The sequence below is a fragment of the Mesorhizobium sp. M7A.F.Ca.CA.001.04.2.1 genome (genome assembly GCF_003998485.1).
Lineage (GTDB): Bacteria > Pseudomonadota > Alphaproteobacteria > Rhizobiales > Rhizobiaceae > Mesorhizobium > Mesorhizobium ciceri.
Genome location: NZ_RZQT01000054.1, coordinates 19,101 through 41,050 on the forward strand (window position 1 = coordinate 19,101; position 21,950 = coordinate 41,050).

The 21,950-nt window shown below is 62.0% G+C and carries 27 protein-coding genes and 1 other RNA gene; 17 read left to right on the forward strand and 11 right to left on the reverse strand.

Features of this window, described 5'->3' with window-relative positions:
* Nucleotides 1-63 precede the first annotated feature (63 nt).
* The 6 genes from EN955_RS18325 (at nucleotide 64) to EN955_RS18350 (ending at nucleotide 6,798) form a co-directional block, all read left to right on the forward strand.
* Nucleotides 64-411, forward strand: a complete 348-nt coding sequence (locus EN955_RS18325) for a DUF6867 family protein (RefSeq protein ID WP_013529096.1) — start codon at nucleotides 64-66, stop codon at nucleotides 409-411.
* Nucleotides 412-548: 137 nt separating this feature from the next.
* The gene (locus tag EN955_RS18330; protein WP_013529097.1) at nucleotides 549-1,667 is read left to right on the forward strand and encodes a branched-chain amino acid ABC transporter substrate-binding protein; all 1,119 of its coding nucleotides are present in this window, start codon (nucleotides 549-551) and stop codon (nucleotides 1,665-1,667) included.
* A gap of 291 nt (nucleotides 1,668-1,958) precedes the next feature.
* Nucleotides 1,959-5,417, forward strand: coding sequence for a pyruvate carboxylase (gene pyc, locus EN955_RS18335; RefSeq protein WP_024502894.1), 3,459 nt, complete (start codon nucleotides 1,959-1,961; stop codon nucleotides 5,415-5,417).
* A 159-nt stretch (nucleotides 5,418-5,576) separates the two neighbouring features.
* Complete coding sequence (locus EN955_RS18340; RefSeq protein WP_013529099.1) at nucleotides 5,577-5,837, forward strand: DUF2312 domain-containing protein; 261 nt, start codon at nucleotides 5,577-5,579, stop codon at nucleotides 5,835-5,837.
* Nucleotides 5,838-6,038: 201 nt separating this feature from the next.
* The gene (locus tag EN955_RS18345) at nucleotides 6,039-6,479 is read left to right on the forward strand and encodes a hypothetical protein (protein WP_024502895.1); all 441 of its coding nucleotides are present in this window, start codon (nucleotides 6,039-6,041) and stop codon (nucleotides 6,477-6,479) included.
* Nucleotides 6,480-6,486: 7 nt separating this feature from the next.
* Nucleotides 6,487-6,798 carry a hypothetical protein gene (locus EN955_RS18350; RefSeq protein ID WP_024502896.1) on the forward strand — a complete coding sequence of 104 codons (312 nt, stop codon included), beginning with the start codon at nucleotides 6,487-6,489 and terminating at the stop codon, nucleotides 6,796-6,798.
* A 100-nt stretch (nucleotides 6,799-6,898) separates the two neighbouring features.
* Here EN955_RS18350 and msrB read toward each other — a convergent pair whose 3' ends face one another.
* The 5 genes from msrB to EN955_RS18375 form a co-directional block, all read right to left on the reverse strand.
* Nucleotides 6,899-7,303 (reverse strand): peptide-methionine (R)-S-oxide reductase MsrB, encoded by a 405-nt coding sequence (gene msrB / locus EN955_RS18355; RefSeq protein WP_013529102.1) that lies wholly within the window; start codon nucleotides 7,301-7,303, stop codon nucleotides 6,899-6,901.
* Between the two features lie 198 nt (nucleotides 7,304-7,501).
* Nucleotides 7,502-8,299: an MBL fold metallo-hydrolase gene (locus EN955_RS18360; protein WP_024502897.1), complete on the reverse strand. Its 798-nt coding sequence runs from the start codon at nucleotides 8,297-8,299 to the stop codon at nucleotides 7,502-7,504.
* A 19-nt stretch (nucleotides 8,300-8,318) separates the two neighbouring features.
* Entirely contained in the window at nucleotides 8,319-9,509 is a 1,191-nt protein-coding gene (locus EN955_RS18365) for a VWA domain-containing protein (RefSeq protein WP_024502898.1), read from the reverse strand.
* Between the two features lie 6 nt (nucleotides 9,510-9,515).
* Complete coding sequence (locus EN955_RS18370) at nucleotides 9,516-9,962, reverse strand: GNAT family N-acetyltransferase (protein ID WP_024502899.1); 447 nt, start codon at nucleotides 9,960-9,962, stop codon at nucleotides 9,516-9,518.
* A gap of 65 nt (nucleotides 9,963-10,027) precedes the next feature.
* Nucleotides 10,028-10,891 (reverse strand): LysR family transcriptional regulator, encoded by an 864-nt coding sequence (locus tag EN955_RS18375; protein WP_024502900.1) that lies wholly within the window; start codon nucleotides 10,889-10,891, stop codon nucleotides 10,028-10,030.
* 136 nt (nucleotides 10,892-11,027) lie between these two features.
* Here EN955_RS18375 and EN955_RS18380 point away from each other — a divergent pair, with 136 nt between their 5' ends.
* Nucleotides 11,028-12,596: an MFS transporter gene (locus tag EN955_RS18380; protein WP_024502901.1), complete on the forward strand. Its 1,569-nt coding sequence runs from the start codon at nucleotides 11,028-11,030 to the stop codon at nucleotides 12,594-12,596.
* Nucleotides 12,597-12,611: 15 nt separating this feature from the next.
* Here the strand turns inward: EN955_RS18380 and EN955_RS18385 are convergent, their stop codons facing one another.
* Complete coding sequence (locus tag EN955_RS18385) at nucleotides 12,612-13,451, reverse strand: MoxR family ATPase (RefSeq protein ID WP_024502902.1); 840 nt, start codon at nucleotides 13,449-13,451, stop codon at nucleotides 12,612-12,614.
* Between the two features lie 148 nt (nucleotides 13,452-13,599).
* Here EN955_RS18385 and ssrS point away from each other — a divergent pair.
* The 5 genes from ssrS to EN955_RS34840 all read left to right on the forward strand — a co-directional run bounded on the left by ssrS (nucleotide 13,600) and on the right by EN955_RS34840 (nucleotide 16,344).
* A non-coding RNA gene (gene ssrS, locus EN955_RS18390) (6S RNA) lies at nucleotides 13,600-13,755 on the forward strand.
* Nucleotides 13,756-13,851: 96 nt separating this feature from the next.
* On the forward strand, nucleotides 13,852-14,439 hold the full coding sequence (locus tag EN955_RS18395; protein WP_024502903.1) for a 5-formyltetrahydrofolate cyclo-ligase: 588 nt from the start codon (nucleotides 13,852-13,854) through the stop codon (nucleotides 14,437-14,439).
* Nucleotides 14,440-14,509: 70 nt separating this feature from the next.
* Nucleotides 14,510-15,334, forward strand: coding sequence for a YmdB family metallophosphoesterase (locus EN955_RS18400; protein ID WP_024502904.1), 825 nt, complete (start codon nucleotides 14,510-14,512; stop codon nucleotides 15,332-15,334).
* A gap of 74 nt (nucleotides 15,335-15,408) precedes the next feature.
* A complete protein-coding gene (locus EN955_RS18405) occupies nucleotides 15,409-16,170 on the forward strand; it encodes a TerC family protein (RefSeq protein WP_013529109.1) in 762 nt (253 codons plus the stop codon).
* 3 nt (nucleotides 16,171-16,173) lie between these two features.
* Entirely contained in the window at nucleotides 16,174-16,344 is a 171-nt protein-coding gene (locus EN955_RS34840; protein ID WP_155924945.1) for a hypothetical protein, read from the forward strand.
* On the opposite strand, the gene EN955_RS18410 is transcribed toward EN955_RS34840, so the two are convergent.
* Both EN955_RS18410 and EN955_RS18415 read right to left on the reverse strand, forming a co-directional pair.
* Nucleotides 16,337-16,804, reverse strand: coding sequence for an SRPBCC family protein (locus EN955_RS18410; protein WP_024502905.1), 468 nt, complete (start codon nucleotides 16,802-16,804; stop codon nucleotides 16,337-16,339). The two genes, EN955_RS34840 and EN955_RS18410, sit on opposite strands and share 8 nt — an antisense overlap.
* Before the next feature lie 16 nt (nucleotides 16,805-16,820).
* Nucleotides 16,821-17,303: an SRPBCC domain-containing protein gene (locus tag EN955_RS18415; RefSeq protein ID WP_024502906.1), complete on the reverse strand. Its 483-nt coding sequence runs from the start codon at nucleotides 17,301-17,303 to the stop codon at nucleotides 16,821-16,823.
* Nucleotides 17,304-17,355: 52 nt separating this feature from the next.
* On the opposite strand from EN955_RS18415, the gene EN955_RS18420 reads away from it, so the two are divergent.
* The 3 genes from EN955_RS18420 to EN955_RS18430 all read left to right on the forward strand — a co-directional run bounded on the left by EN955_RS18420 (nucleotide 17,356) and on the right by EN955_RS18430 (nucleotide 18,956).
* On the forward strand, nucleotides 17,356-17,679 hold the full coding sequence (locus tag EN955_RS18420; RefSeq protein WP_024502907.1) for a helix-turn-helix domain-containing protein: 324 nt from the start codon (nucleotides 17,356-17,358) through the stop codon (nucleotides 17,677-17,679).
* 213 nt (nucleotides 17,680-17,892) lie between these two features.
* Nucleotides 17,893-18,642 (forward strand): YebC/PmpR family DNA-binding transcriptional regulator, encoded by a 750-nt coding sequence (locus EN955_RS18425; protein WP_013529113.1) that lies wholly within the window; start codon nucleotides 17,893-17,895, stop codon nucleotides 18,640-18,642.
* A 17-nt stretch (nucleotides 18,643-18,659) separates the two neighbouring features.
* Entirely contained in the window at nucleotides 18,660-18,956 is a 297-nt protein-coding gene (locus tag EN955_RS18430; RefSeq protein ID WP_127218697.1) for a SelT/SelW/SelH family protein, read from the forward strand.
* Nucleotides 18,957-18,974: 18 nt separating this feature from the next.
* Here EN955_RS18430 and EN955_RS18435 read toward each other — a convergent pair whose 3' ends face one another.
* Nucleotides 18,975-19,124 (reverse strand): hypothetical protein, encoded by a 150-nt coding sequence (locus EN955_RS18435; protein ID WP_081714260.1) that lies wholly within the window; start codon nucleotides 19,122-19,124, stop codon nucleotides 18,975-18,977.
* Nucleotides 19,125-19,145: 21 nt separating this feature from the next.
* On the reverse strand, nucleotides 19,146-19,625 hold the full coding sequence (locus EN955_RS18440; protein WP_024502909.1) for an anthrone oxygenase family protein: 480 nt from the start codon (nucleotides 19,623-19,625) through the stop codon (nucleotides 19,146-19,148).
* Between the two features lie 126 nt (nucleotides 19,626-19,751).
* Here EN955_RS18440 and EN955_RS18445 point away from each other — a divergent pair, with 126 nt between their 5' ends.
* On the forward strand, nucleotides 19,752-20,393 hold the full coding sequence (locus EN955_RS18445) for a TetR/AcrR family transcriptional regulator (protein WP_024502910.1): 642 nt from the start codon (nucleotides 19,752-19,754) through the stop codon (nucleotides 20,391-20,393).
* A 128-nt stretch (nucleotides 20,394-20,521) separates the two neighbouring features.
* Here the strand turns inward: EN955_RS18445 and rpmE are convergent, their stop codons facing one another.
* On the reverse strand, nucleotides 20,522-20,743 hold the full coding sequence (gene rpmE, locus EN955_RS18450) for a 50S ribosomal protein L31 (RefSeq protein ID WP_013529118.1): 222 nt from the start codon (nucleotides 20,741-20,743) through the stop codon (nucleotides 20,522-20,524).
* Nucleotides 20,744-20,949: 206 nt separating this feature from the next.
* On the opposite strand from rpmE, the gene EN955_RS18455 reads away from it, so the two are divergent.
* On the forward strand, nucleotides 20,950-21,950 hold a 1,001-nt coding region (locus EN955_RS18455; protein ID WP_245459447.1), incomplete at its 3' end, for an ABC transporter transmembrane domain-containing protein.

The following is a 21,950-nucleotide window of genomic DNA, read 5'->3' on the forward strand; positions in this document are numbered from 1 at the left end:
TGTCGCATGATCTTTGTCCGGAAAGTCCGCAACTTTTCGGGATCATGCTAGGGAGACTTCACCATGCAGGGCATTCTTTACGAGGAACCCTCGATCTGGCAGTTCTTCTTCGTCACCTGTCTGCTCGGCGGCTGGGCGGCGTGGATGACGGGCAAGGCCAGTGCCCAGACGTGGCGCAGCTTCATCCAGCTGTTCGCCTATGTGCTGGGCCTCGGCATCGCGATCCGCTTCATCCATCACGCGCTGTTCGGCGGCACCATGTTCTCGCTGCATTATTATGTCGTCGACACCATCGTGCTGATGATCCTCGGCTTCGTCGGCTATCAATACACGCGCACCAACCAGATGGTGACACAGTATAATTGGCTCTACGAAAGAGCTTCACTCTTGAGCTGGAAACCGAAAGGTTGACGTTCATCATTAACGCCGCCTCGAAATTGAATCGGCGTGACAAGTGCCTGAAAATCGGCAAACTATGCTTTCTGCGATAAGGGTGGGCATCGCATGAAAGCTTCATCCACGCCCACTCCGTTAATGGGAGCGTTTAAATGAAAAAGTCACTTTTGTCCGCCGTCGCCCTGACCGCGCTTGTCGCGTTCGGCGGCAGCGCGTGGGCTGACGTAATGATGGGCGTCGCGGGCCCGATCACCGGTCCGAACGCCGCCTTCGGCGCGCAGCTGCAGAAGGGGGCGGAAGCTGCTGTCGCCGACATCAATGCCAAGGGCGGCATCAACGGCGAGCAGATCAAGCTCGAAGTCGGCGACGACGTCTCCGATCCGAAGCAGGGTATCTCGGTCGCCAACAAGTTCGTCGGCGACGGCGTCAAGTTCGTGGTCGGCCACTTCAACTCCGGCGTCTCTATCCCGGCATCTGAAGTCTATGCGGAAAACGGCATCGTCGAAGTGACGCCGGCCGCGACCAACCCGCAATTCACCGAGCGCGGTCTGTGGAACGTGTTCCGCACCTGCGGACGCGACGACCAGCAGGGCAGCATTGCCGGCGCGTATCTCGCCGCCAACTTCAAGGACGCCAAGATCGCTGTCGTTCACGACAAGACCACCTACGGTCAGGGCCTTGCCGACGAAACCAAGAAGGCGATGAACGCCAAGGGCGTGACGGAAGTCATGTATGAAGGCATCAATGTCGGCGACAAGGACTTCTCGGCGCTGATCGCCAAGATGAAGGAAGCCGGCGTTTCCATCATCTATTGGGGCGGCCTGCACACCGAAGCCGGCCTGATCATCCGTCAGGCGGCCGACCAGGGCCTCAAGGCGACGCTGGTTTCCGGCGATGGCATCGTGTCGAACGAACTGGCTTCGATCGCTGGCGACGCAGTTGCGGGCACGCTCAACACGTTCGGCCCGGATCCGCGCCTGATCCCCGCCAACAAGGAACTCGTCGAGAAGTTCCGCGCGCAGGGTTTCGAGCCGGAAGCCTACACGCTCTACTCCTACGCCGCCGTGCAGGCGATCGCGGAAGCAGCGACCGCTGCCAAGTCGAACGACCCGCAGGCAGTTGCCAAGGCGCTGCATGAAAACGGCCCCTTCAAGACCGTTCTCGGCGACCTGTCCTATGACGCCAAGGGCGACCCGACGCTGCCCGGCTACGTCATGTACGAATGGAAGAAGGGCGACGACGGCAAGTACACCTACGTCCAGAAGATGTAAGCTCGTCAGTCTCCTGACCATTTACGGATGCCCGGCGCCTCGCGCCGGGCATTTTCTTTTGCCATCGTCATGTTCAGGGGCGGCCGATGGAGCCGATGCTTAGCCGGGGAATGATCGTGCATTAACCGGAAAGCCGGCTCTTTTTTGGCTGTTCGGAGGAATGGGAAGGGTCCTTGGCGCAATGTTTTTATTTCAATCGGTTTAAGTGCGCGTCAATTTCGTTTGCACTGCAGCATTTTCACGCTAATCATTGCGCCGATTTCTCTTCCTTCCGTCGCTGGAGCCCAGTCCTTGGCCATCACGAAGATCCTCGTCGCCAACCGGTCCGAAATCGCCATTCGCGTCTTCCGCGCGGCCAACGAACTCGGACTCAAAACCGTGGCGATCTGGGCGGAGGAAGACAAATACTCCCTGCATCGCTTCAAGGCCGACGAGAGCTACCAGGTCGGACGCGGGCCGCATCTGACCAGGGACATGGGGCCGATCGAAAGCTATCTGTCGATCGAGGAGGTGATCCGCGTCGCCAGGCTGTCGGGTGCCGATGCTATCCATCCCGGCTACGGATTGTTGTCGGAAAGCCCCGAATTCGCCGACGCCTGTGCCGAAGCCGGCATTACCTTCATCGGGCCGAGGCCGGACACAATGCGGCGGCTCGGCAACAAGGTCGCGGCGCGCAATCTCGCCATCGAGGTCGGCGTGCCGGTGATCCCCGCCACCGATCCGTTGCCGGATGACATGGAGACGGTCAAGGCACTGGCCAAGGAAATCGGCTATCCGGTGATGCTGAAGGCATCATGGGGCGGCGGCGGCCGCGGCATGCGGGCCATCCGCGCCGAAGCCGACCTTGCCCGCGAAGTCACCGAAGGCAAGCGCGAGGCGAAAGCCGCCTTCGGCAAGGACGAGGTCTATCTCGAAAAGCTGATCGAACGCGCCCGTCATGTCGAGGTGCAGGTGCTGGGCGATACCCATGGCAATGCCGTGCACCTGTTCGAGCGCGACTGTTCGATCCAGCGCCGCAACCAGAAGGTCGTCGAGCGGGCGCCGGCGCCCTATCTCGAAATGTCGCAGCGCGAGGAGCTTTGCGGCCATGCGCTCAAGATCGCCCGCGAAACCAGCTATATCGGCGCCGGCACGGTCGAGTTCCTGCAGGATGCCGACACCGGCAAATTCTATTTCATCGAGGTCAACCCGCGCATCCAGGTCGAGCACACCGTCACCGAGCAGGTGACCGGCATCGATATCGTCAAGGCGCAGATCCATATCCTCGACGGCTTTGCCATCGGCACACCGGAATCAGGCGTGCCGGCGCAGAAGGACATAAGGCTGAACGGCCACGCGCTGCAGTGCCGTATCACCACGGAAGATCCCGAGCACAATTTCATCCCGGATTACGGCCGCATCACCGCCTATCGCGGCGCGACGGGCTTCGGCATCCGCCTCGATGGCGGCACCGCTTATTCGGGCGCGGTCATCACCCGCTTCTACGATCCGCTGCTGGAGAAGGTGACGGCGTGGGCGCCGACGCCGGCCGAGACGATCGCCCGCATGAATCGGGCGCTGCGCGAGTTCCGCATCCGCGGCGTCGCCACCAATTTGACCTTCCTCGAAGCGATCATCAACCATCCGAGCTTCGCCGACAATTCCTACACGACCAAGTTCATCGACACGACGCCGGAACTGTTCCAGCAGGTCAAGCGCCAGGACCGCGCCACCAAGCTCATCAACTATCTCGCCGACGTCAGCGTCAACGGCCATCCCGAGACGCGCGGCCGGCCGCAGCCGAAGGCCGACGCCGCGGCACCCGTGGTGCCTTACCTCAACGGCAATGTGCCCGGCGGCAGCAAGCAGAAGCTGGATGTGCTGGGCCCGCAGAAGTTCGCCGCCTGGATGCGCGATCAGAAGGAGGTTCTGGTCACCGACACGACGATGCGTGATGGCCATCAATCGCTGCTGGCGACGCGCATGCGCACGCATGACATTGCCGGCATCGCCGGTACCTATGCGCGTGCCTTGCCGCAGCTTCTATCGCTGGAATGCTGGGGTGGCGCCACCTTCGACGTCGCCATGCGCTTCCTCACCGAGGATCCGTGGGAGCGGCTGTCGCTGGTGCGCGAGGCGGCGCCCAATCTGCTGTTGCAGATGCTGCTGCGCGGTGCCAATGGCGTCGGCTACACCAACTATCCCGACAATGTCGTGCAGCATTTCGTCAAGCAGGCAGCAAGCGGTGGCATCGACCTGTTCCGGGTCTTCGATTGCCTGAACTGGGTCGACAACATGCGCGTCGCCATGGATGCGGTCGGCGCCGAGGGCAAGCTGATCGAAGCGGCGATCTGCTACACCGGCGATATCCTCGATCCGGCTCGGGCGAAATACGACCTCAAATACTATGTCGGCCTAGCCAGGGAATTGCAGGCGGCCGGCGCCCACATCATCGCCGTCAAGGACATGGCCGGTCTGCTGAAGCCTTCCGCAGCACGCGTGCTGTTCAAGGCGCTGCGCGAGGCGACCGACCTGCCGATCCATTTCCACACCCACGACACGTCGGGCCTGTCGGCGGCGACGGTGCTGGCGGCGGTGGAAAGCGGCGTCGACGCCATAGACGCGGCGATGGATGCCTTCTCCGGCAACACCTCGCAGCCATGCCTTGGCTCACTCGTCGAGGCGCTGAAGGGCACCGAACGCGACCCCGGTCTCGACCCGCAATGGATCAGGAAGATCTCGTTCTACTGGGAAGCGGTGCGCAACCAGTACGCCGCCTTCGAAAGCGATCTCAAAGGGCCGGCCTCGGAAGTCTATCTGCACGAGATGCCGGGCGGGCAGTTCACCAATCTGAAGGAACAGGCTCGCTCGCTCGGATTGGAGACGCGCTGGCACGAGGTGGCGCAGACCTATCACGACGTCAATCTGATGTTCGGCGACATCGTCAAGGTGACGCCGTCGTCCAAGGTCGTCGGCGACATGGCATTGATGATGGTCAGCCAGGACCTGACCGTTGCCGATGTCGAAAATCCCGACAGGGATATCGCCTTCCCGGATTCGGTCGTCTCGATGCTGCGCGGCGATCTCGGCCAGTCGCCAGGCGGGTGGCCGGCGGCGCTGCAGAGGAAGGCGCTCAAGGGCGACAAGCCGATCACGGTGCGGCCCGGCTCGCTGCTCAAGCCAGCCGACCTCAAGGCCAACCGCAAGGAAATCGAGGAGAAGCTCGAGCGCAAGCTGTCGGAGTTCGAATTCGCCTCGTGGCTGATGTATCCGAAGGTGTTCACGGATTTCGCCGGCGCACAGGAAACCTATGGGCCGGTCAGCGTGCTGCCGACGCCGACCTATTTCTACGGCATGAAGCCGGAAGACGAGATTTTCGTCGACATCGAGAAGGGCAAGACGCTGGTGGTGCGGTGCCTTGCCATCGGCGATGTCGACGAGAAGGGCATGGTCACCGTGTTCTTCGAGCTCAACGGCCAGCCGCGCCGTGTCAAGGTGCCCGACCGGGCGCATGGCGCGTCCGCCGCCAAGGCCCGCCGCAAGGCCGAACCCGGCAACGAGGCGCATGTCGGCGCACCGATGCCGGGCGTCGTTTCTGCGCTTTCGGTGGCTGCCGGCCAGGCTGTGAAGGCCGGTGACGTGCTGCTTTCCATCGAAGCGATGAAGATGGAGACGGCGCTGCATGCCGAGCGCGACGGCACGGTCGCCGAGGTGCTGGTCAAGGCAGGCGACCAGATCGATGCCAAGGATCTGCTGATCGCTTTCAGCTAATTGATACCTTCCTGGGGATCGCTGTCCGCATCGTGGCGGCAGCGTCAGTTCGATCATCGATAACAGCTTGACCCGCCGCCGCCGGTCGGGCATCGAGCCCGCTCAATTCGCCGCTGCATGCATCCCGAGTCGCGGCGCAGAAACGATGTGGAGAAAAATATGGCCGACGATATCACCGATACCAGCCAGACTGTTGCCGCCGGCCAGCTGCGTGCCTTCATCGAGCGCATAGAGCGGCTCGAGGAAGAGAAGAAGACCATTTCCGACGACATCAAGGAAGTGTTCGCCGAGGCCAAGGGCACAGGCTTCGACACCAAGGCGATGCGCACGATCATCCGGCTGCGCAAGAAGGACCAGGCCGAGCGTCAGGAAGAGGAAACCATCCTCGATCTGTATAAGGCCGCACTCGGCATGGTGTAGAGACCGTCTGGAAATTCTAATCCGGCGGCCATCTGGTGGCGTTTTCTGCGCTTCCCTAGTTCTACTGCAATGCAGTAGAACTGAGCTCACGTACTTTAAGTACGCTCCGCTCCGGTTCTCGAAACCACCACCATCTGACTCGCCGGAGCGAATTTCGAAACAGTCTCCGGCCGAGCATGATGCCGGAGCGAGCATCGAGCCATGAGCGAATTCGACTTCGGCGCCCGCCGCGCCTCTGAATTCCGCCAGCGCGGCTTCTGGACGCTGTTCGCCGAGCGGCATCCGGGAGAAAGGGCTCTGATGGCGAGGCGCGGACCCTGGTTCTGGCAGCGCGGGCTGCCCGATTTCGCCTTGGTCCTTTCCATGTATGTCGCGCCGGCGCAGAGCCAGGTCGGCGTCTTCTTCGGCCGCAACGAGAAGTTCGGCGCCACGCAAGCGTGGTCGCGGTTGAAACCGTTCCAGCCTGATATCGAAGCCAGGCTGAAGCTCAAGCCGGAACAGAGTTGCGAGGATCTCGGCATCAATTCGATGTGGCGGGTGAACTGCTATGCCGAGGACAACTGGCCAGCCATGGCCGACTGGCTGGTGACCGAATGTTCGCGCTTCGAGCGCGCGGTAACCGAAGTCCTGAGGCAGGGATAGACATCCGGTGTTGCCAGAGGGTATCGGCTCCTTTTTCCGCTCACGCTGGCAAGGCCAGGTGCCGCTCGACCGGCTGTTCTGGCGCGACCTTGTTCTTGTCGGCACGGCGCTCAACGTCGCATCTCTGGTGGCCGCGATCGTCCTGCTCGGACTGAAGCTGCCGCTGGCGCTGGTTCTGGCGGTGCATTTCGCACCGGTGCCCTACAACCTCTTTCTGACCTTTTCCGTATGGCGAACCACGGAAAAGGCCGGTGGCGCCAAGGCCTCACTGATGACGCTCGGCGCCACATTATGGCTGATCCTGACGGTCGTGGTCTGAGAGCGGACACGGGCGCCCACCGCGTTCGCCGGGTTCGGCCGGGGGGCAATGAAAAGGGCGGCCGCAGCCGCCCTTTTCCTTCATTCAATCGAATTTCGGTTCAGGCCGCCGGCTCGAATTTCAGCGCCACGCCGTTGATGCAATAGCGCAGGCCGGTCGGCGGCGGGCCGTCCTCGAAAACATGGCCGAGATGGCTGCCGCAGCGGGCGCAATGGCATTCGGTGCGAACCATGCCGTAGCTGCGGTCGACGGTGTTTTCGACCGAACCCGGCACCGGGTCGTTGAAGCTCGGCCAGCCGGTGCCGCTCTCGAACTTCAACTTGGATTCAAACAAAGGCTGGTCGCAGCCGACGCAGGAAAAGGTGCCGGCGCGCTTCTCGTAGAGCAAAGCGCAGCTTCCCGGCCGCTCGGTGCCGTGGCCGCGCATGACGGCATACTGCTCCGGCGTCAGCCGGGCGCGCCATTCGGCGTCGGTGCGGGTTACAGGGTAGGTGTGGGTGTCCATGTGATCTCCTCAGCCTTGCCGGCTCGCCACTACAGCGCCGCGCGCCCATCGGACGCGCAAAGGGACGCTGTAGTACTTTGGTTTTGCGCATAATCCTTTCCGAACCGGAGGTTCGGGATCATGCGCGGATTGCAACCTCATATTCGCACCAAGATAGGCATTTGTTACGCGATTTGCCCGCATTTTCGATCGTGATCTTTATGCGATCGCCCTGAGATAGCGATCGACCGAAGCAGCCAAGGCCGCTTTTGCGCCCCCGATGACACTCTGGTTCCACCATGCACCATAGATATGGTCGAACGCGAATGGCTCCAGTGCCGCCGCGATGCGGCGCACAGCCGCTGCATTGAGCGGAATGTAGTTCGGATAGCTGTACATGAAGCTGACATGGCGGCGCGTCGGCGTCACCTGCAAGATATCGCCGGCCAGCAAGACGTCGCCGACATCGCGTTTCCAGTGCAGCACCTGACCGCCGGCAAAGTGGCCGCCGCAGCGGATGAGCGTCAGCGAAGGGTTTATGGCCAGCGTCTCGCCTTCCCAACTGACGATCGCCTTGTGCGGTCGCATGATCCATTGGCGGTCGTCGGCATGGAGATAAATCGGCACGCCGCCAAACGCCTCGCTCCAACTGGCCATCACCGAATAATAGTGGCAGTGCGAGATGGCGATCGCCGCCAGGCCACCGCGGCGGTTGATCTCGGCCACCGCCTCGTCGCTGACCATCGAAACGCAGTCCCACAGCACGTTGCCGTGTGGCGTCTGCGCCAGCAGCGCCCGTTGGCCGATGGCGAAGCGCGGCTCGATGCCGAAGGCGAGAACGCCGGCATCGTCCTTCATCACAAGCCGGTGCCCTTCGGCAAGTTCCTCCGGCGTGATCCACGCTTGGCCCTCCCAGCGCACATATTGGCGCTCGTCCTCGCAGATCGGGCAATGTTCTGGCGGCGTCTCTGTCGCCGCGAACTGGACGCCGCATTGCAGGCAGAGGAAGCAGGTCATCGGATCTCCTGTCGGTCTTTCAGTGCTTTCTTGAAAGCTGCTTGGTCGCGCCCTCCAGCCCGGCCAGCGTCAGCGGGAACATGCGGCCGCCGAAGATGTCGCGGATCATCGCAATCGAATGGGTGTAGCCCCAGTTCTTGGGGTCTTCGGGGTTCAGCCATACCGCGTTCGGCCATTGCTGCAGCAGACGGCCGAGCCAGACGCTGCCTGCCTCCGGATTCCAGTGCTCGACCGAACCGCCGGGGTGAGCGATCTCGTAAGGGCTCATCGAGGCGTCGCCGACGACGATCACCTTGTAGTCCGGACCGTATTTGTGAAGCAGGTCGAAGGTCGGAATCACCTCGGCATGCCTGCGGCGATTGTCCTTCCACACGCCCTCATAGAGGCAGTTGTGGAAATAGAAATATTCGAGCTGGCGGAATTCGGCGCGGGCGGCCGAGAATAGCTCCTCGACGCCTTTGATGTGGTCGTCCATCGAACCGCCGACATCGAAGAACATCAAAAGCTTCACCGCGTTGCGCCGCTCTGGCCGCGTCTGCACGTCGAGATAGCCGTGTTCGGCCGTGGCGTGGATGGTTCCGGGCAGGTCGAACTCTTCCTCGGCACCCTCGCGCACCCAGCGGCGCAGGCGTTTCAGCGCGATCTTGATGTTGCGGGTGCCGAGTTCGACGGCATCGTCGAAATTCCTGAACTCGCGCTTGTCCCAGACCTTAACCGCGCGGCGGTTGCGGCTTTCATGCTGGCCGATGCGCACGCCTTCGGGATTGTAGCCATAGGCGCCGAAAGGCGAGGTGCCGCCGGTGCCGATCCATTTCGAGCCGCCCTGGTGACGGCCTTTTTGCTCCTGCAGCCGCTGTTTCAATGTCTCCATCAGTTTCTCGAAACCGCCGAGCGCTTCAACCAGTTTTTTCTCCTCGTCGGTCAGGTGCTTTTCGGCGAGGCGGCGCAACCATTCCTCGGGGATGTTGGCGATATCGACTGCATCCGGTCCGCCCAGCGCTTCAATGCCCTTGAAGACATGCGCGAACACCTGGTCGAAGCGGTCGATGTGGCGCTCGTCCTTCACCAGGGCGGCGCGGGCGAGGTAATAAAAACCTTCGACGTCGTAGTCGACCAGCCCAGCTTCCAGACCCTCCAGCAGCGACAGATATTCCCTGAGCGAGACGGGAACGCGTGCAGCCTTCAGTTCAAGGAAGAAGGGGATGAACATGGCCGGTTACAGCAAATCATACTCGATGAAGCCCGTGCGGCGGGCGACGTGGTCGTAAAGCTTGCGCGCGGTGGCGTTGGTCTCGTGCGTCATCCAGTAGACATTCTTGACGCCGATCTTTGCCGCCTCTTCCTTCACTGCGTTGATAAGGGCGGCGCCGATCCCCTTGCCGCGCACATTCGGGTCGGCGAACAAATCCTGCAGATAGCAGTTGTTTTTCTCCGACCAGCCGGAGCGGTGGTACAGGTAGTGCGTGAGACCGACCGCCTTGCTGTCCAGTGTGGCGATGAAGCCTTTTGGCTCGAATTCGCCCGGAGTGAACAGCCGCTTCCAGGTGACGGCGTAGACCTCTTCCGGCAGCTTCGTCTCATAGAAGGTGAGATAGTCGGTCCACAGGCGCCGCCAATCGGCGTGGTCGGACTGCGCGAGCGGGCGGACGATTATCTCGGACATTTCGTTCCCTCTGAAGTCTGGAACCCGATCCATACCAATAGAATCGGGATCAGGAACACCCTTGCCTATTCGGCAGGCGAACTATATTCGCGAAAAGCGGTCGCGAGCATGTGCAGCGCCTCCCGCGCCCGCGGCGGCAGAGCGTGCGACTGCAAAACGATCTCGGAGGGGGGAATTGGTGGCAGGCCGAGTTTGCGGCCCACCTCGATCAAGCCCGGGGGCACAACCCGGTAAGCGAGGGCGGAAAGGGCAAAGCCCGCCGATACCGCGATGTTGACGGCAGCGCCGCCGCCGCCGACGAAAGCCTCATTCCAGGCGATGCCTGCCCGGTCCAGCGCCTCGACCGCTCTCATACGGTCCGGGCAATTGCATCTGGTGCTTAAAAGAGCCAGGCGCAGGGGCGTGCCTGGTCGCCATTCGAAGCCAGGTGCCGCGAACCAGCCATAGTGGGTGCGCGACAAAGCTTCACCGCGTCGACTGTCATCTTCCTGGTGCACAATCACCGCATCGAGTTCGCCGCGATCGAAAGCTTCTTCCAGCATGGAGCTGGTATCGATCCGTATGTTGAGCGCGAGCGACGGATCGTGGGCATGAAGCTGGGCGATCAGCGTGGAAAGCTCAGGCCCCGCGACATGATCGACGAAGCCGAGCGCAAGCCGACATGGCGCCGCGGAAAATTCCGCGACGGCGCGTTCATGGGCGGCAAGGAATTCGCGGGCCACGGGCAGGAAGACAGCCCCCCTTTCCGACAGTGCCACGCGGCGCGGGGTTCGTTCGATCAAACGTGCGCCGAGCTTTTCCTCGAGCCGCCGCAACTTGACGCTGATCGTCGCCTGGGTGCTGCCAAGTGCTGCAGCCGCCCGGGTGAAGCTCTGCAGGTCGGCCACCATGACGAAAGTGCGCACGGCATCGACATCGAGACTGGCCATCTCCGGCATTCCATTTTGTTATCTCTGAAATAGAAATGCATAGTCTTTTTTCATGGTCAAGCCTCGTCTATGTCATCTCGACCGCAGTTTGAAGAGCCAGCCCGGTTCCAGAATGCTTCGACAGAAAGTGATCGACATGACGTTTCAAATCGACCGAAACACCGTTGCGCTTGCCGGGGCCTGCCTTGCCTCGCTGCTGTTCGGCCTCGAAATCTCCAGCGTCCCGGTGATCCTTCCGAAACTGGAAAGCGTGCTCGCCGCCGACTTCAAGGATCTGCAATGGATCATGAACGCCTACACCATTGCCTGCACCACGGTGCTGATGGCGACAGGAACGCTGGCCGACCGCTTCGGCCGCAAACGGGTGATGGTGATCGCCACCATCGCCTTCGGCCTGGCCTCACTGCTGTGCGGCCTCGCGCCGAGCGCTTCGCTCCTCATCATTGCACGCTTCCTGCAAGGCCTGGCGGGAGGGGCGATGTTCACTTGCAGCGTGGCCGTCTTGTCCCACCAGTTTCAGGACGGCAGCGAACGCGGCAAGGCTTTTGTGGCCTGGAGCGTCGTCTCGGGGATCGGGCTTGGCTTTGGTCCCGCCATCGGTGGATTGATCGTCGCGTTCTCGAGCTGGCAGTGGGTGTTCCTCATCCATGTGCCGCTTGCCATCCTTGCGCTGGTCTTCATCGGTGCCGGTGTCACCGAATCACGCGACCACAATGCCCAGAAGCTTGACCGTGCCGGTATCCTGACGCTCTCGTTCGCGGTGTTCGGCTTCTCCTATCTGATCACGCAAGGGGCCGATCTCGGCTCTGGCGCCCGCATCGGCGTGGCAAGTGCTGCCGTGCTGGCCTTCGCCGCGTTCCTCGTTGCCGAGAAGATCAGCCCCTACCCGATGTTCGATTTCTCGGTGTTCCGGATCCGTCAATTTTCGGGAGCGATCATGGGCGGCATCGGCATGAATTTCAGCTATTGGCCGTTCATCATCTATCTGCCGATCTATTTTTCGGGTGTGCTCGGCTACGACAGCACCACGACCGGCCTGCTGCTGCTCGTCTACACGCTTCCCTTGATGCTGATGTCCTCGACCGCCGAGCGCCTGCGCGCCCGCTATCAGGCGCGGGTGGCGATCCCGCTCGGGTTGCTGACATTGGGGGTCGGCTTTATCGCCATGAGGATAGGTTCGAGCCTTGAGGGAGCCAGCTGGCTGACCATGCTGCCCGGTACGCTGATCGCCGGTATCGGTATCGGCCTCACCAACTCACCGACCACCAACACCACGACGGGTTCGGTGTCGCCGGATCGCGCCGGCATGGCTTCGGGCATCGATATCAGCGCGCGGCTGATCACGCTCGCCATCAACATCGCGGTGCTGGGCCTGCTGTTGACGCAGGGAATTGCTTCCTATCTCAAAACCGCATTGGGCACTGCCCTTGACCCGGACGAATTGCGCGCGTTGGCGGAAAAGATCGCCACCGGAAATCTCGATGGCCTCTCCCAATATTCGCCCAGGCTGGCGACCCTCGACCCGTCCGGCGCGCTTGCGCATGCCGCCTTAGTCAACGGTTTTGGCTGGGTCATGCTCTATAGCGGGATCGGCGTTCTTGCCCTTGCCGTCATCAGCTTCGTCGTCTTCGGCCCCAGAAACGTCGCGCCGCAAGAGGCAAGGGACCGTCATCGTGCTCAGGGCGCAAGCGAAGCTCGATCGTAGCCAGTGCCCGGCGCCTCACCCTTGCCTGCGCGCCATGAAGGCAAGCCGCTCGAACAGATGGACATCCTGTTCGTTCTTCAGCAATGCGCCATGCAGCTTGGGCAACGCGTTCTTCGGGTCGGCGCGCAGATCCTCGGGCGCGATATCGTCGGCGACCAGCAGGCGGATCCAGTCGAGCGCCTCGGAGGTCGACGGTTTTTTCTTCAGCCCTGGCACTTCGCGGATCTCGTAGAACTGGGTGAGGGCTGCCCGAACCAGGTTCTGTTTGATGCCGGGATAGTGGACGTCGACGATTCTGTGCAGCGTGTCGACGTCGGGAAAGCGGATGTAATGGAAGAAGCAGCGGCGCAGGAACGCGTCCGGCAACTCCTTCTCGTTGTTGGAGGTGATGATGACGATCGGCCTGACGGCGGCGCGGATGGTTTCGCCGGTCTCGTAGACGAAGAACTCCATCCGATCGAGTTCCTGCAGGAGATCGTTTGGGAATTCGATGTCGGCCTTGTCGATCTCGTCGATCAAGAGCACGACCTTCCTGCCGGCGGCGAAAGCCTCCCAGAGTTTGCCGCGCTTGATGTAGTTCCTGATGTCGTTAAAGCGCTCGTCGCCCAACTGGCTGTCGCGCAGCCGCGAGACGGCATCATATTCGTACAGGCCCTGCTGCGCCCGCGTCGTCGACTTGACGTGCCATTCGATGAGGTCGAGGCCGAGTGCAGCCGCCACCTGGCGGGCCAGTTCCGTCTTGCCGGTGCCGGGCTCGCCCTTGATCAGCAAGGGCCGCTCCAGCGCGATCGCTGCATTGACGGCCACCATCAGATCCTTGTCGGCGACATAGGCCGCCGTGCCTTCGAAACGCATTCTTGCTCCTCGGTTGGTCATCGCGACCGTAAGGACGAGGCCGTGCCTGTGCAAGGGTGAGGTGTTGGCGGCGCGAGGGCCTGAACCCAACACGGAAAGAGTGCCCGTCTCACTGGCGCTTAGCCGGCCGGCAGCCTATATTGGGCGGGACGGTCTGTGCTTCCCGGCAGGAGAACATTTTCCCCGGGGCCTTAACGATCCTTAGGGAGCTGTCCCTGGGAAGACCCGTGGGTTTTCTCACACGGCGCCCACCTACTTTGTAGGTTCCCGGGATCGCTCTCTCCACCGGTTGTGTGGATCGTCACTTACTGCCACGCGTCCCGCATTTCGGTGGATGATTGCGGTGGAAAACGTCGCTCCCAACACTCCATCCAGATCTGACCTTTTCTACCCTGACTGCATGACCTCTCTCAAAGACCTGAAAAAGCAGCTTCGCCGCGAGGCCCTCGGACGCCGCGATGCGCTCGACGAATTCTGGCGGGTGGAGGTCGCGCTTGAAATGGCAGAGACGGCACGCGATCACCTCCACATTGAGCCGGGCCAGATCGTTTCCGGCTTCTGGCCGATGCGCTCGGAAGTCGACGTCAGGCCGCTGATGTTTGCCTTGCGCGAAAGGGGCGCGCGGCTTTGCCTGCCGGCCATTCTCGACAAAACCACGATCGTCTTTCGCGAACTGGTGCGCGGCGCGCCGATGGTCGAGATGGGTTTCGGCACGGTCGGCCCGCATGAAGAAGCAGAAGTGCTCGACCCCTCGGTGATGCTGGTGCCGCTCGCCGCCTTCGATGCGCGCGGCCATCGCATCGGCTATGGTGCCGGCTATTACGACCGCGCCATCGCCAAGCTGATCGACAAGGGACAGCCGCCGCGGCTGGTCGGCATCGCCTTCGACTGCCAGGAGGTGGCAATGGTGCCGGATGAGGAACATGACGTCGTCATTCCGGAAATACTGACCGAGAGCGGGTTGCGCCGCTTCGCGTCAAAATTGTAGATAAAAGGACGCATGATCTTTCACAGACGTCATGCAGCTTTTGCTTCGCTGACCTTCGGTGCGGGATCATATGAGACTTCTCTTCCTCGGTGACATGGTTGGAAAGACAGGACGGACGGCGGTGTGGGAACAACTGCCCGGCTTGATCTCCGACTTCAAACTCGATTTCGTCATCGTCAACGGTGAGAACGCCGCCGGCGGCTTCGGCATCACCGAAGATATCTTTCGCGAGACGATCGCGGCCGGTGCGGATGTCGTCACAACCGGCAACCATGTCTGGGACCAGCGCGACGCACTCGCCTTCGCGCCGCGCGAAGAGCGCTTCCTGCGCCCCTCGAACTTTCCCAAGGGCACGCCCGGGCGCGGCTCCGGCGTCTACATCGCCAGGAGCGGCGCGCGCGTGCTGGTCGCCAACATCATGGGCCGGGTGTTCATGCATCCCGAACTCGACGATCCCTTCCAGGCCGGCGAACGCGAGCTTGCCGCCTGTCCGCTCGGCGAGCAGGCGGATGCCGTGATCATCGACTTCCACGCCGAGGCGACCTCGGAAAAGATGTGCTTCGCGCATTTCGTCGACGGCCGCGCCAGCCTCGTCGTCGGCACCCACACCCACCAGCCGACCGGCGATCACCAGATCCTCAATGGCGGTACCGGTTATATGTCCGACGCCGGCATGTGCGGCGACTATGATTCCTCGCTCGGCATGGACAAGGAGGAGCCGCTCAACCGGTTCCTGTCGAAAGTGCCGAAAGGCCGCTTCGAAGCGGCGACCGGACCGGCGACCTTGTGCGGCGTCGGCGTCGATATTTCCGACCGCACCGGGCTGACCGAGCGGATCGCGCCGTTTCGTCGCGGCCCGCGGCTGGAGGAAACCGCACCGTCCTTCTGGTCATGACATTGATATAGGCACGCTTAGTACCTAACTGCCGGCGACACTGCTCTAGATCGTTAAAAGAGGGGACGACCTCCATGCAGCTCATCGAATTCCTGGCGCCGCATTTTCAATTTGTGTCCGATCCAACCGCCTGGGTCGCGCTGCTGACGCTGATTGTGCTCGAGGTCGTGCTCGGCATCGACAATCTGATCTTCATCTCGATCCTAACCAACAAGCTGCCGGAAGCACAACGGGCCCGTGCCCGCCGGCTCGGCATCTCGGCGGCGCTGATCATGCGGCTGGTGCTGCTGGCCACCATTTCGATCATCGTCCAGCTGACCACGCCGGTATTCACGGCCTTCGGCCATGGTTTTTCCTGGCGCGACCTGATCCTGATCGCCGGCGGCCTGTTCCTGGTCTGGAAGGCGACCAAGGAGATCCATCACACGGTCGATCCCGACGACCACAAGGATACGATGATGGGCGAGACGCTGCAGATCAGCCTCGCCGGCGCGATCTTCCAGATCCTGCTGCTCGACCTGGTCTTCTCGATCGATTCGATCATCACCGCCGTCGGCATGACCGACGAGATCGCTATCATGTACATCGCCGTGATCGTGGCGGTCAGCGTGATGATGCTGGCGGCCGGGCCGCTGGCCAACTTCATCGCCAAGAACCCGAGCATTGTCATGCTGGCGCTGGGCTTCCTTTTGATGATCGGCATGACACTGATCGCCGACGGCATGGGCTACCATGTGCCCAAGGGCTACATCTATGCGGCGATGGGCTTTTCGGCATTGGTCGAGGGGCTCAACATGCTGGCGCGGCGGCGCAAGAAGCCGGGCGGCGGGCATTGAGGCATGAGCAGCAGGGACCTTAGCCAGGATCAGCGCGATCAGTTGGCCAAGCTGGCTGAATTGCCTGACAGCGAGATCGATATCTTGGAAATTCCGGAAGCTCCGGCCGAGAATTGGGCTCAAGCTCGTCGTGAGCAGGAAAAGCGGCGATCCCAAGCCCGCCGGTTCAGTTAGCCGGCACGCCCTTCGGGTGACGGTCGCCGATCAGGCCGAGCGTCAGGCCTTGTTCCAGCCACGCCTTGGCACCGGCCAGTACCAGCGTGAAGCCGCCGGTTGAGCCGACGGCCTCTTTCACCTGCCCGTCGCCATCGCCGGCGAAGCCAAAATTGCGAACCTCGAGAAAAGTTGTCTCGCCAGGCATTTCGGTGAAAGTCCAGACCACGGTGGTCGGTGGATCGCTCCACTGCATGACGATCTTTTCGTTCGGAACGATCTCGCAGACGTCGACCGTCGTCGAGACGCCGTACATGCGCCATTCCCAGTGGATCTGCTCGCCGCTGTCCAGCCGGCCGCTGCCATGGGTAAACCAGAATTTTGTGGTGATGGCCGGGTCGACGAAGGCCTCGAACACTTCGGCGACAGGCCGCCGGATCAGCATGCCGGCTTCGGCGGTCGGTTTTTCGTGGATGTCCATGGAATGCTCCTAATGGTCAGATATTGGTCTCGTTGGCGGGTTCGCCTTTCATCTCGCTGCGGTAGTAGCCGTCGCGCAAATTGATGCCGTACTCGAGATAGGCCTTCATGCAGGCCAGCATCTGCGACCAGCCCTCGCAATTGAGGTAGGACTTCTTCAGGCCGACCGCGCCTTCCTGCCAGCCGCTCTCGGCGATGGTGACGAAGGTGCCGCCATCGTCCAGCGGTTCGAAGTTCATCTCGATGCGGGTTTTGTAGGCCGGCTTGCCGTCCTCATCGGTGGCAACCCAGCGCAGCACGATGCGGCGGTCCTTGACCACTTCGTCGACCTCGACCTGCACCTTGCCCCACCAGACGACGCCGGCGCCGGCTTCCAGCGGGGCGCTGGCGCCGCCGATCGTGGTGAAATAGCCGCTCAGTTTCTTCGGATTGACGACTGCGTCGAAGACGTCGGCGACCGGCTTGCCGATGCGTCCGGAAACACTGAATCCAAGTGACATATCCACAGCTCCTTCCCTTGATCGGTTCAACAATATGTTATATAAACATAACATGTCAAGCCGATCGCAAGACGACAATGTTTTCAAGGCGCTGGCGCATCCGCGGCGGCGCGAAATGCTGGATCAGCTGAAGGACGCGCCGAAGACGACCGGCATGTTGTGCGAGGCCTTTCCCGATATCGATCGCTGCACGGTCATGCTGCATCTGAAGGTGCTGGAGGAGGCCGACCTGATCGTTGCGCGGCGCGACGGCCGCGAGCGCTGGAACCATCTCAACGCGCTGCCGATCAAGCAGATCCACGACCGCTGGATCAGCCAGTATGCCGGCCATGCGCTCAGCATCATCGACCGGCTGAAATCCGATCTGGAGGCGTGAATGCTTGCTGCAGCCCATGGCGCGCGTCCCGTGCGCGGTGCGGCTGGACGAATTGAGCCGATTTATCTATAAGCCGGCCATTCCGACAGAGAACGCCGTGCTTCCAAGAGGTGCACCTGGGACGCTCTGAAATTTTGAATTCGGGCATTGCGGAAGACGAGGTCAGATCACTTCGCTTCGCGATGCTCTAGCCGAGAAGACGACAGGGGTGCCATGGCTGGCCATTCACAGTTCAAGAACATCATGCACCGCAAGGGCCGCCAGGATGCGGTGCGGTCGAAAATGTTTTCCAAGCTGGCGCGCGAAATCACCGTCGCCGCTAAAAGCGGGACGCCCGATCCATCGATGAACCCGCGCTTGCGGCTGGCGATCCAGAACGCCAAGGCAGTGTCGATGCCGAAGGACAACATCCAGCGCGCCGTCAACAAGGCCTCGATGGGCGATGCCGAGAATTACGAAGCCGTGCGCTATGAGGGCTATGGCCCGGGCGGCGTCGCTGTCATTGTCGAGGCGCTGACCGACAACCGCAACCGCTCGGCGTCCAATGTGCGTGCTGCCTTCACCAAGGCCGGCGGCGCGATGGGCGAAACGGGCTCGGTTTCCTTCATGTGGGACCGCGTCGGCGAGATCTATTATCCGGCATCGGCCGGCAGCGCCGACAAGGTCATGGAAGCGGCAATCGAAGCCGGCGCCGACGACGTGGAAACCGACGAGGAAGGCCACACCATCTATTGCGCCTTCGAGAATCTCGGTGAGGTGTCGAAGGCTCTGGAAACCTCGCTCGGCGAGGCAGAATCGGTGAAGCTGATCTGGCGGCCGCAGAACAACGTTCCGGTCGACGAGGAGCGGGCACAGTCGCTGATGAAACTGGTCGCCACGCTCGAGGACGACGACGACGTGCAGAGCGTCTACGCCAACTTCGAAGTCGACGACGAGACCATGGCCAAGCTCAGCGCGGCATGAGCGGAGCTCAGCCCGGCATGAGCGAGCAGATCCTCCCCGCCATCCGCATCACCTATTGCACGCAGTGCCAGTGGCTGCTGCGCGCCGGCTGGATGGCGCAGGAGCTGCTGTCGACCTTCGGCACGGACCTTGGCGAGGTGACGCTGGTGCCGGGCACCGGCGGCATCTTCACCATTTCCTGCAATGACGTGCTTGTCTGGGATCGCAAGCGCGACGGCGGTTTTCCGGACGCGGCCAAGCTGAAGCAACTGGTCCGCGATGTCATTGATCCGGACCGCGACCTCGGTCATTCCGATCGGAAGACAAAGGCGTAGAGGCCGCCGGCGCTGCCGTCACTTGCGTCGCCACGCTCCGAAGGCGGCGCCAATCGCAATACCCACGGCGACGCCCATCGGAAGGTCATCCAGAGCGGTGCCGACCGCGGCACCGACACCAACTCCGATTGCCATGCCGAAGGCCATATTCGAATATTGACCCTTCATCGGTGGCTCCATCCATCCTTTTCAACGCGCGGCGAACCAGAAGAATGCCAGCGCGGCTATGCCGCTGATGGTGCGGACATGGTTCCACATCACCCACTCGTTGAGGTAGCGCGACCACAGGCTTGCGCCATTGCTGCTGGCCGGATCGAGGGCGGCGAGCGCATCGTTGAGCGGGACGTTGAAGATCATCGTCACCACCACGATGCCGATGAGATAGAGCAGGCTGCCGGCAACCAGCCAGAGCGAGCCTGGCTGGTTCCAGCCGATCACCGCACCGATGGCGACAACGATGCAGACGAGAGCCGTGCCGAACAGTGCTGTCATGAACAGCGGCGTCACCGCTGTGACGTTGATGGAATTCATCGCGGCAATGCCGCTTGCGGCTGGCATGCGGGCGAGGCCCGGCATGACGAAGCTGGAGAAAGCAAAGAAGACGCCGCCGACGACGCCTGAGCCAAGTGCGGCAATGAAGATGAGAGTGGGAAGAAGTTTCGCGATCATGTCAGTTGCTCCAGATGCCCAATGTGCTTTCCTCCGCATAAACGTGATTAATCCTCACATTTGCAAAACGTGATAAACCCTCGTATTTTTCGAGTCAAGTGATTTTGGCGGCATTTGGAGTCAGGTATGGAAGACGCGGCAACCCCCGTTTCCGCACAGAAGCAGGCTGCTTCACCGCGTCGGGCGCCGAGCCAGCAGCGCAGCCGCGAGCGGGTCGAGCGCATGCTGGCGGCTGCCTCGGCGCTGATCGCCGAGCAAGGCAGCGATGCCATGCGCATGGGTGAGGTGGCGGAGCGCGCTGGGGTGTCGATCGGGTCGCTCTATCAGTTCTTTCCGGACAAGCGGGCGATCATCTGGGCGCTGGCCGAGCGCTACACCGCCGAAAGCCAGTCCTGCATTTCGGCAGCACTGGCTGGCATCAGCGACGCCGAAGGCCTGCAGTCCGCGTTTTCAGAGTTGGTCGACATCTATTACCGGCTGTTCCTGGCCGAGCCGGTGATCCGCGACATCTGGTCGGGCACGCAGGCTGACAAGGCGCTGCGCCAGCTCGAACTCGCCGACAGCCGTGCCAACGCCGAATTCCTCAGCGCGGTGCTGAAACGGCTGCGGCCGGCAGCCGATCCGGCGACACTGGAAACCACGGCGTTTCTGGTCTGGCAGATGGGCGAGGCCGCCATGCGGCTGGCGATCTCGGTTGAGCGGCAGGAGGGCGACAGGCTGGTCGCCGCCTACAAGCGCATGGCGTTAAGGGAATTGCTGGCCGAGTAGGACCGCGCCGCAACAAAAACCCCGCCACAAGGGCGGGTTTTCGATCTGTGAAAGCTCGTTTGGCTTAAGTTCTTACTTGATGCAAGTCGTTATCCCAAAACCGCTTCGCACTTTTGGGCGACATGCAATTAGATGCCGAAACCTTCGAAACGCTTCTTGAACTTCGACAGGCGGCCGCCGCGGTCGAGCAGGGTCTGCTGGCCGCCGGTCCAAGCCGGATGGGTGGTCGGGTCGATATCGAGGTTCATCGTATCGCCTTCCTTGCCCCAGGTCGAACGGGTCGTGTATTCGGTGCCGTCGGTCATGACGACCTTGATGGTGTGGTAATCGGGATGGATGTCGGTCTTCATGGTTCGGTTCCTGGCTTGCCGGCGCTGCCGACGGGCATAAGCCTGCGTCGATGCGCCCCTTTTTAAAACTCGAAGCCGCAGCTATTGAGGAGCCACGGCTTCTAAAACGGTCGGCGAGCCTATACATCAGCCGGAATTGAATCACAAGGCCGCGGCAAGCGCATATTGAGGCGCAGACCCCAAGGACGGCTGGAGGAAACATCGGGATGGCGCAAATCACCAGCGCAGACGAGCGCCGGCGTTCGCTCAAGCCGCTCAAGCGCCTGTTCCCCTACATCACGCACTACCGCACGCTGGTCGTCGGCGCCATTATCTCGCTGGTTATCGCGGCGGCAACCACGCTGGCGCTGCCGCTGGCGGTGCGTCGCATGATCGATCATGGCTTCTCGTCGTCCAGCACGACCTTCATTGCCGAATATTTCGCAGCGCTGGTGGCTATGGCCGCCCTGCTGGCGGCAGCATCGGCCGGCCGCTACTATTTCGTCATCACGCTGGGCGAGCGCGTCGTCGCCGATATCAGGCGCGATGTGTTTGCCCATGTGACGACGCTGTCGCCTGCCTTCTTCGACACCGCCCAGTCGGGCGAGATCGTGTCGCGGCTTGCCGCCGACACGACGCAGGTCAAGTCGGCGGTCGGAGCGACGGCCTCGGTGGCGCTGCGCAATGTCATCCTCGGCCTTGGCGCGGTGGGGATGATGGTCATCACCAGCCCGAAACTGTCCGGCCTGGTCATCGCGGCAATACCCGTGATCGTGCTGCCGCTGGTCGCCTTCGGCCGTTCGGTGCGGCGCAAATCACGCCAGGCGCAGGATACGCTGGCCGATGCCACCGCCTATGCCAGCGAGCAGATCGGCGCGGTGCGCACGCTGCAGGCCTTCACCAATGAGAAGCTGGTCACCGGGCATTTCTCGGCTGCGGTGGAAGCTGCTTTCGAGGCGGCACGCTCCTCGATCTTCGCGCGCTCCTTCTTAACCTTCTTCGCCATTTTCACCATCTTCTCGTCCGTCGTGGCGGTGCTGTGGTTCGGCTCGCGCGACGTACTCGAAGGCTCGATATCGCCAGGCACGCTCGGCCAGTTCCTGCTCTATTCGGTGTTCGCCGCCGGCGCGCTGGGCGCGCTGTCGGAAGTGTGGGGCGAACTTGCGCAAGCGGCGGGTGCTGCCGAACGGCTGACCGAGATCCTGGCCGAGAAGCCGGCGATCCAGGC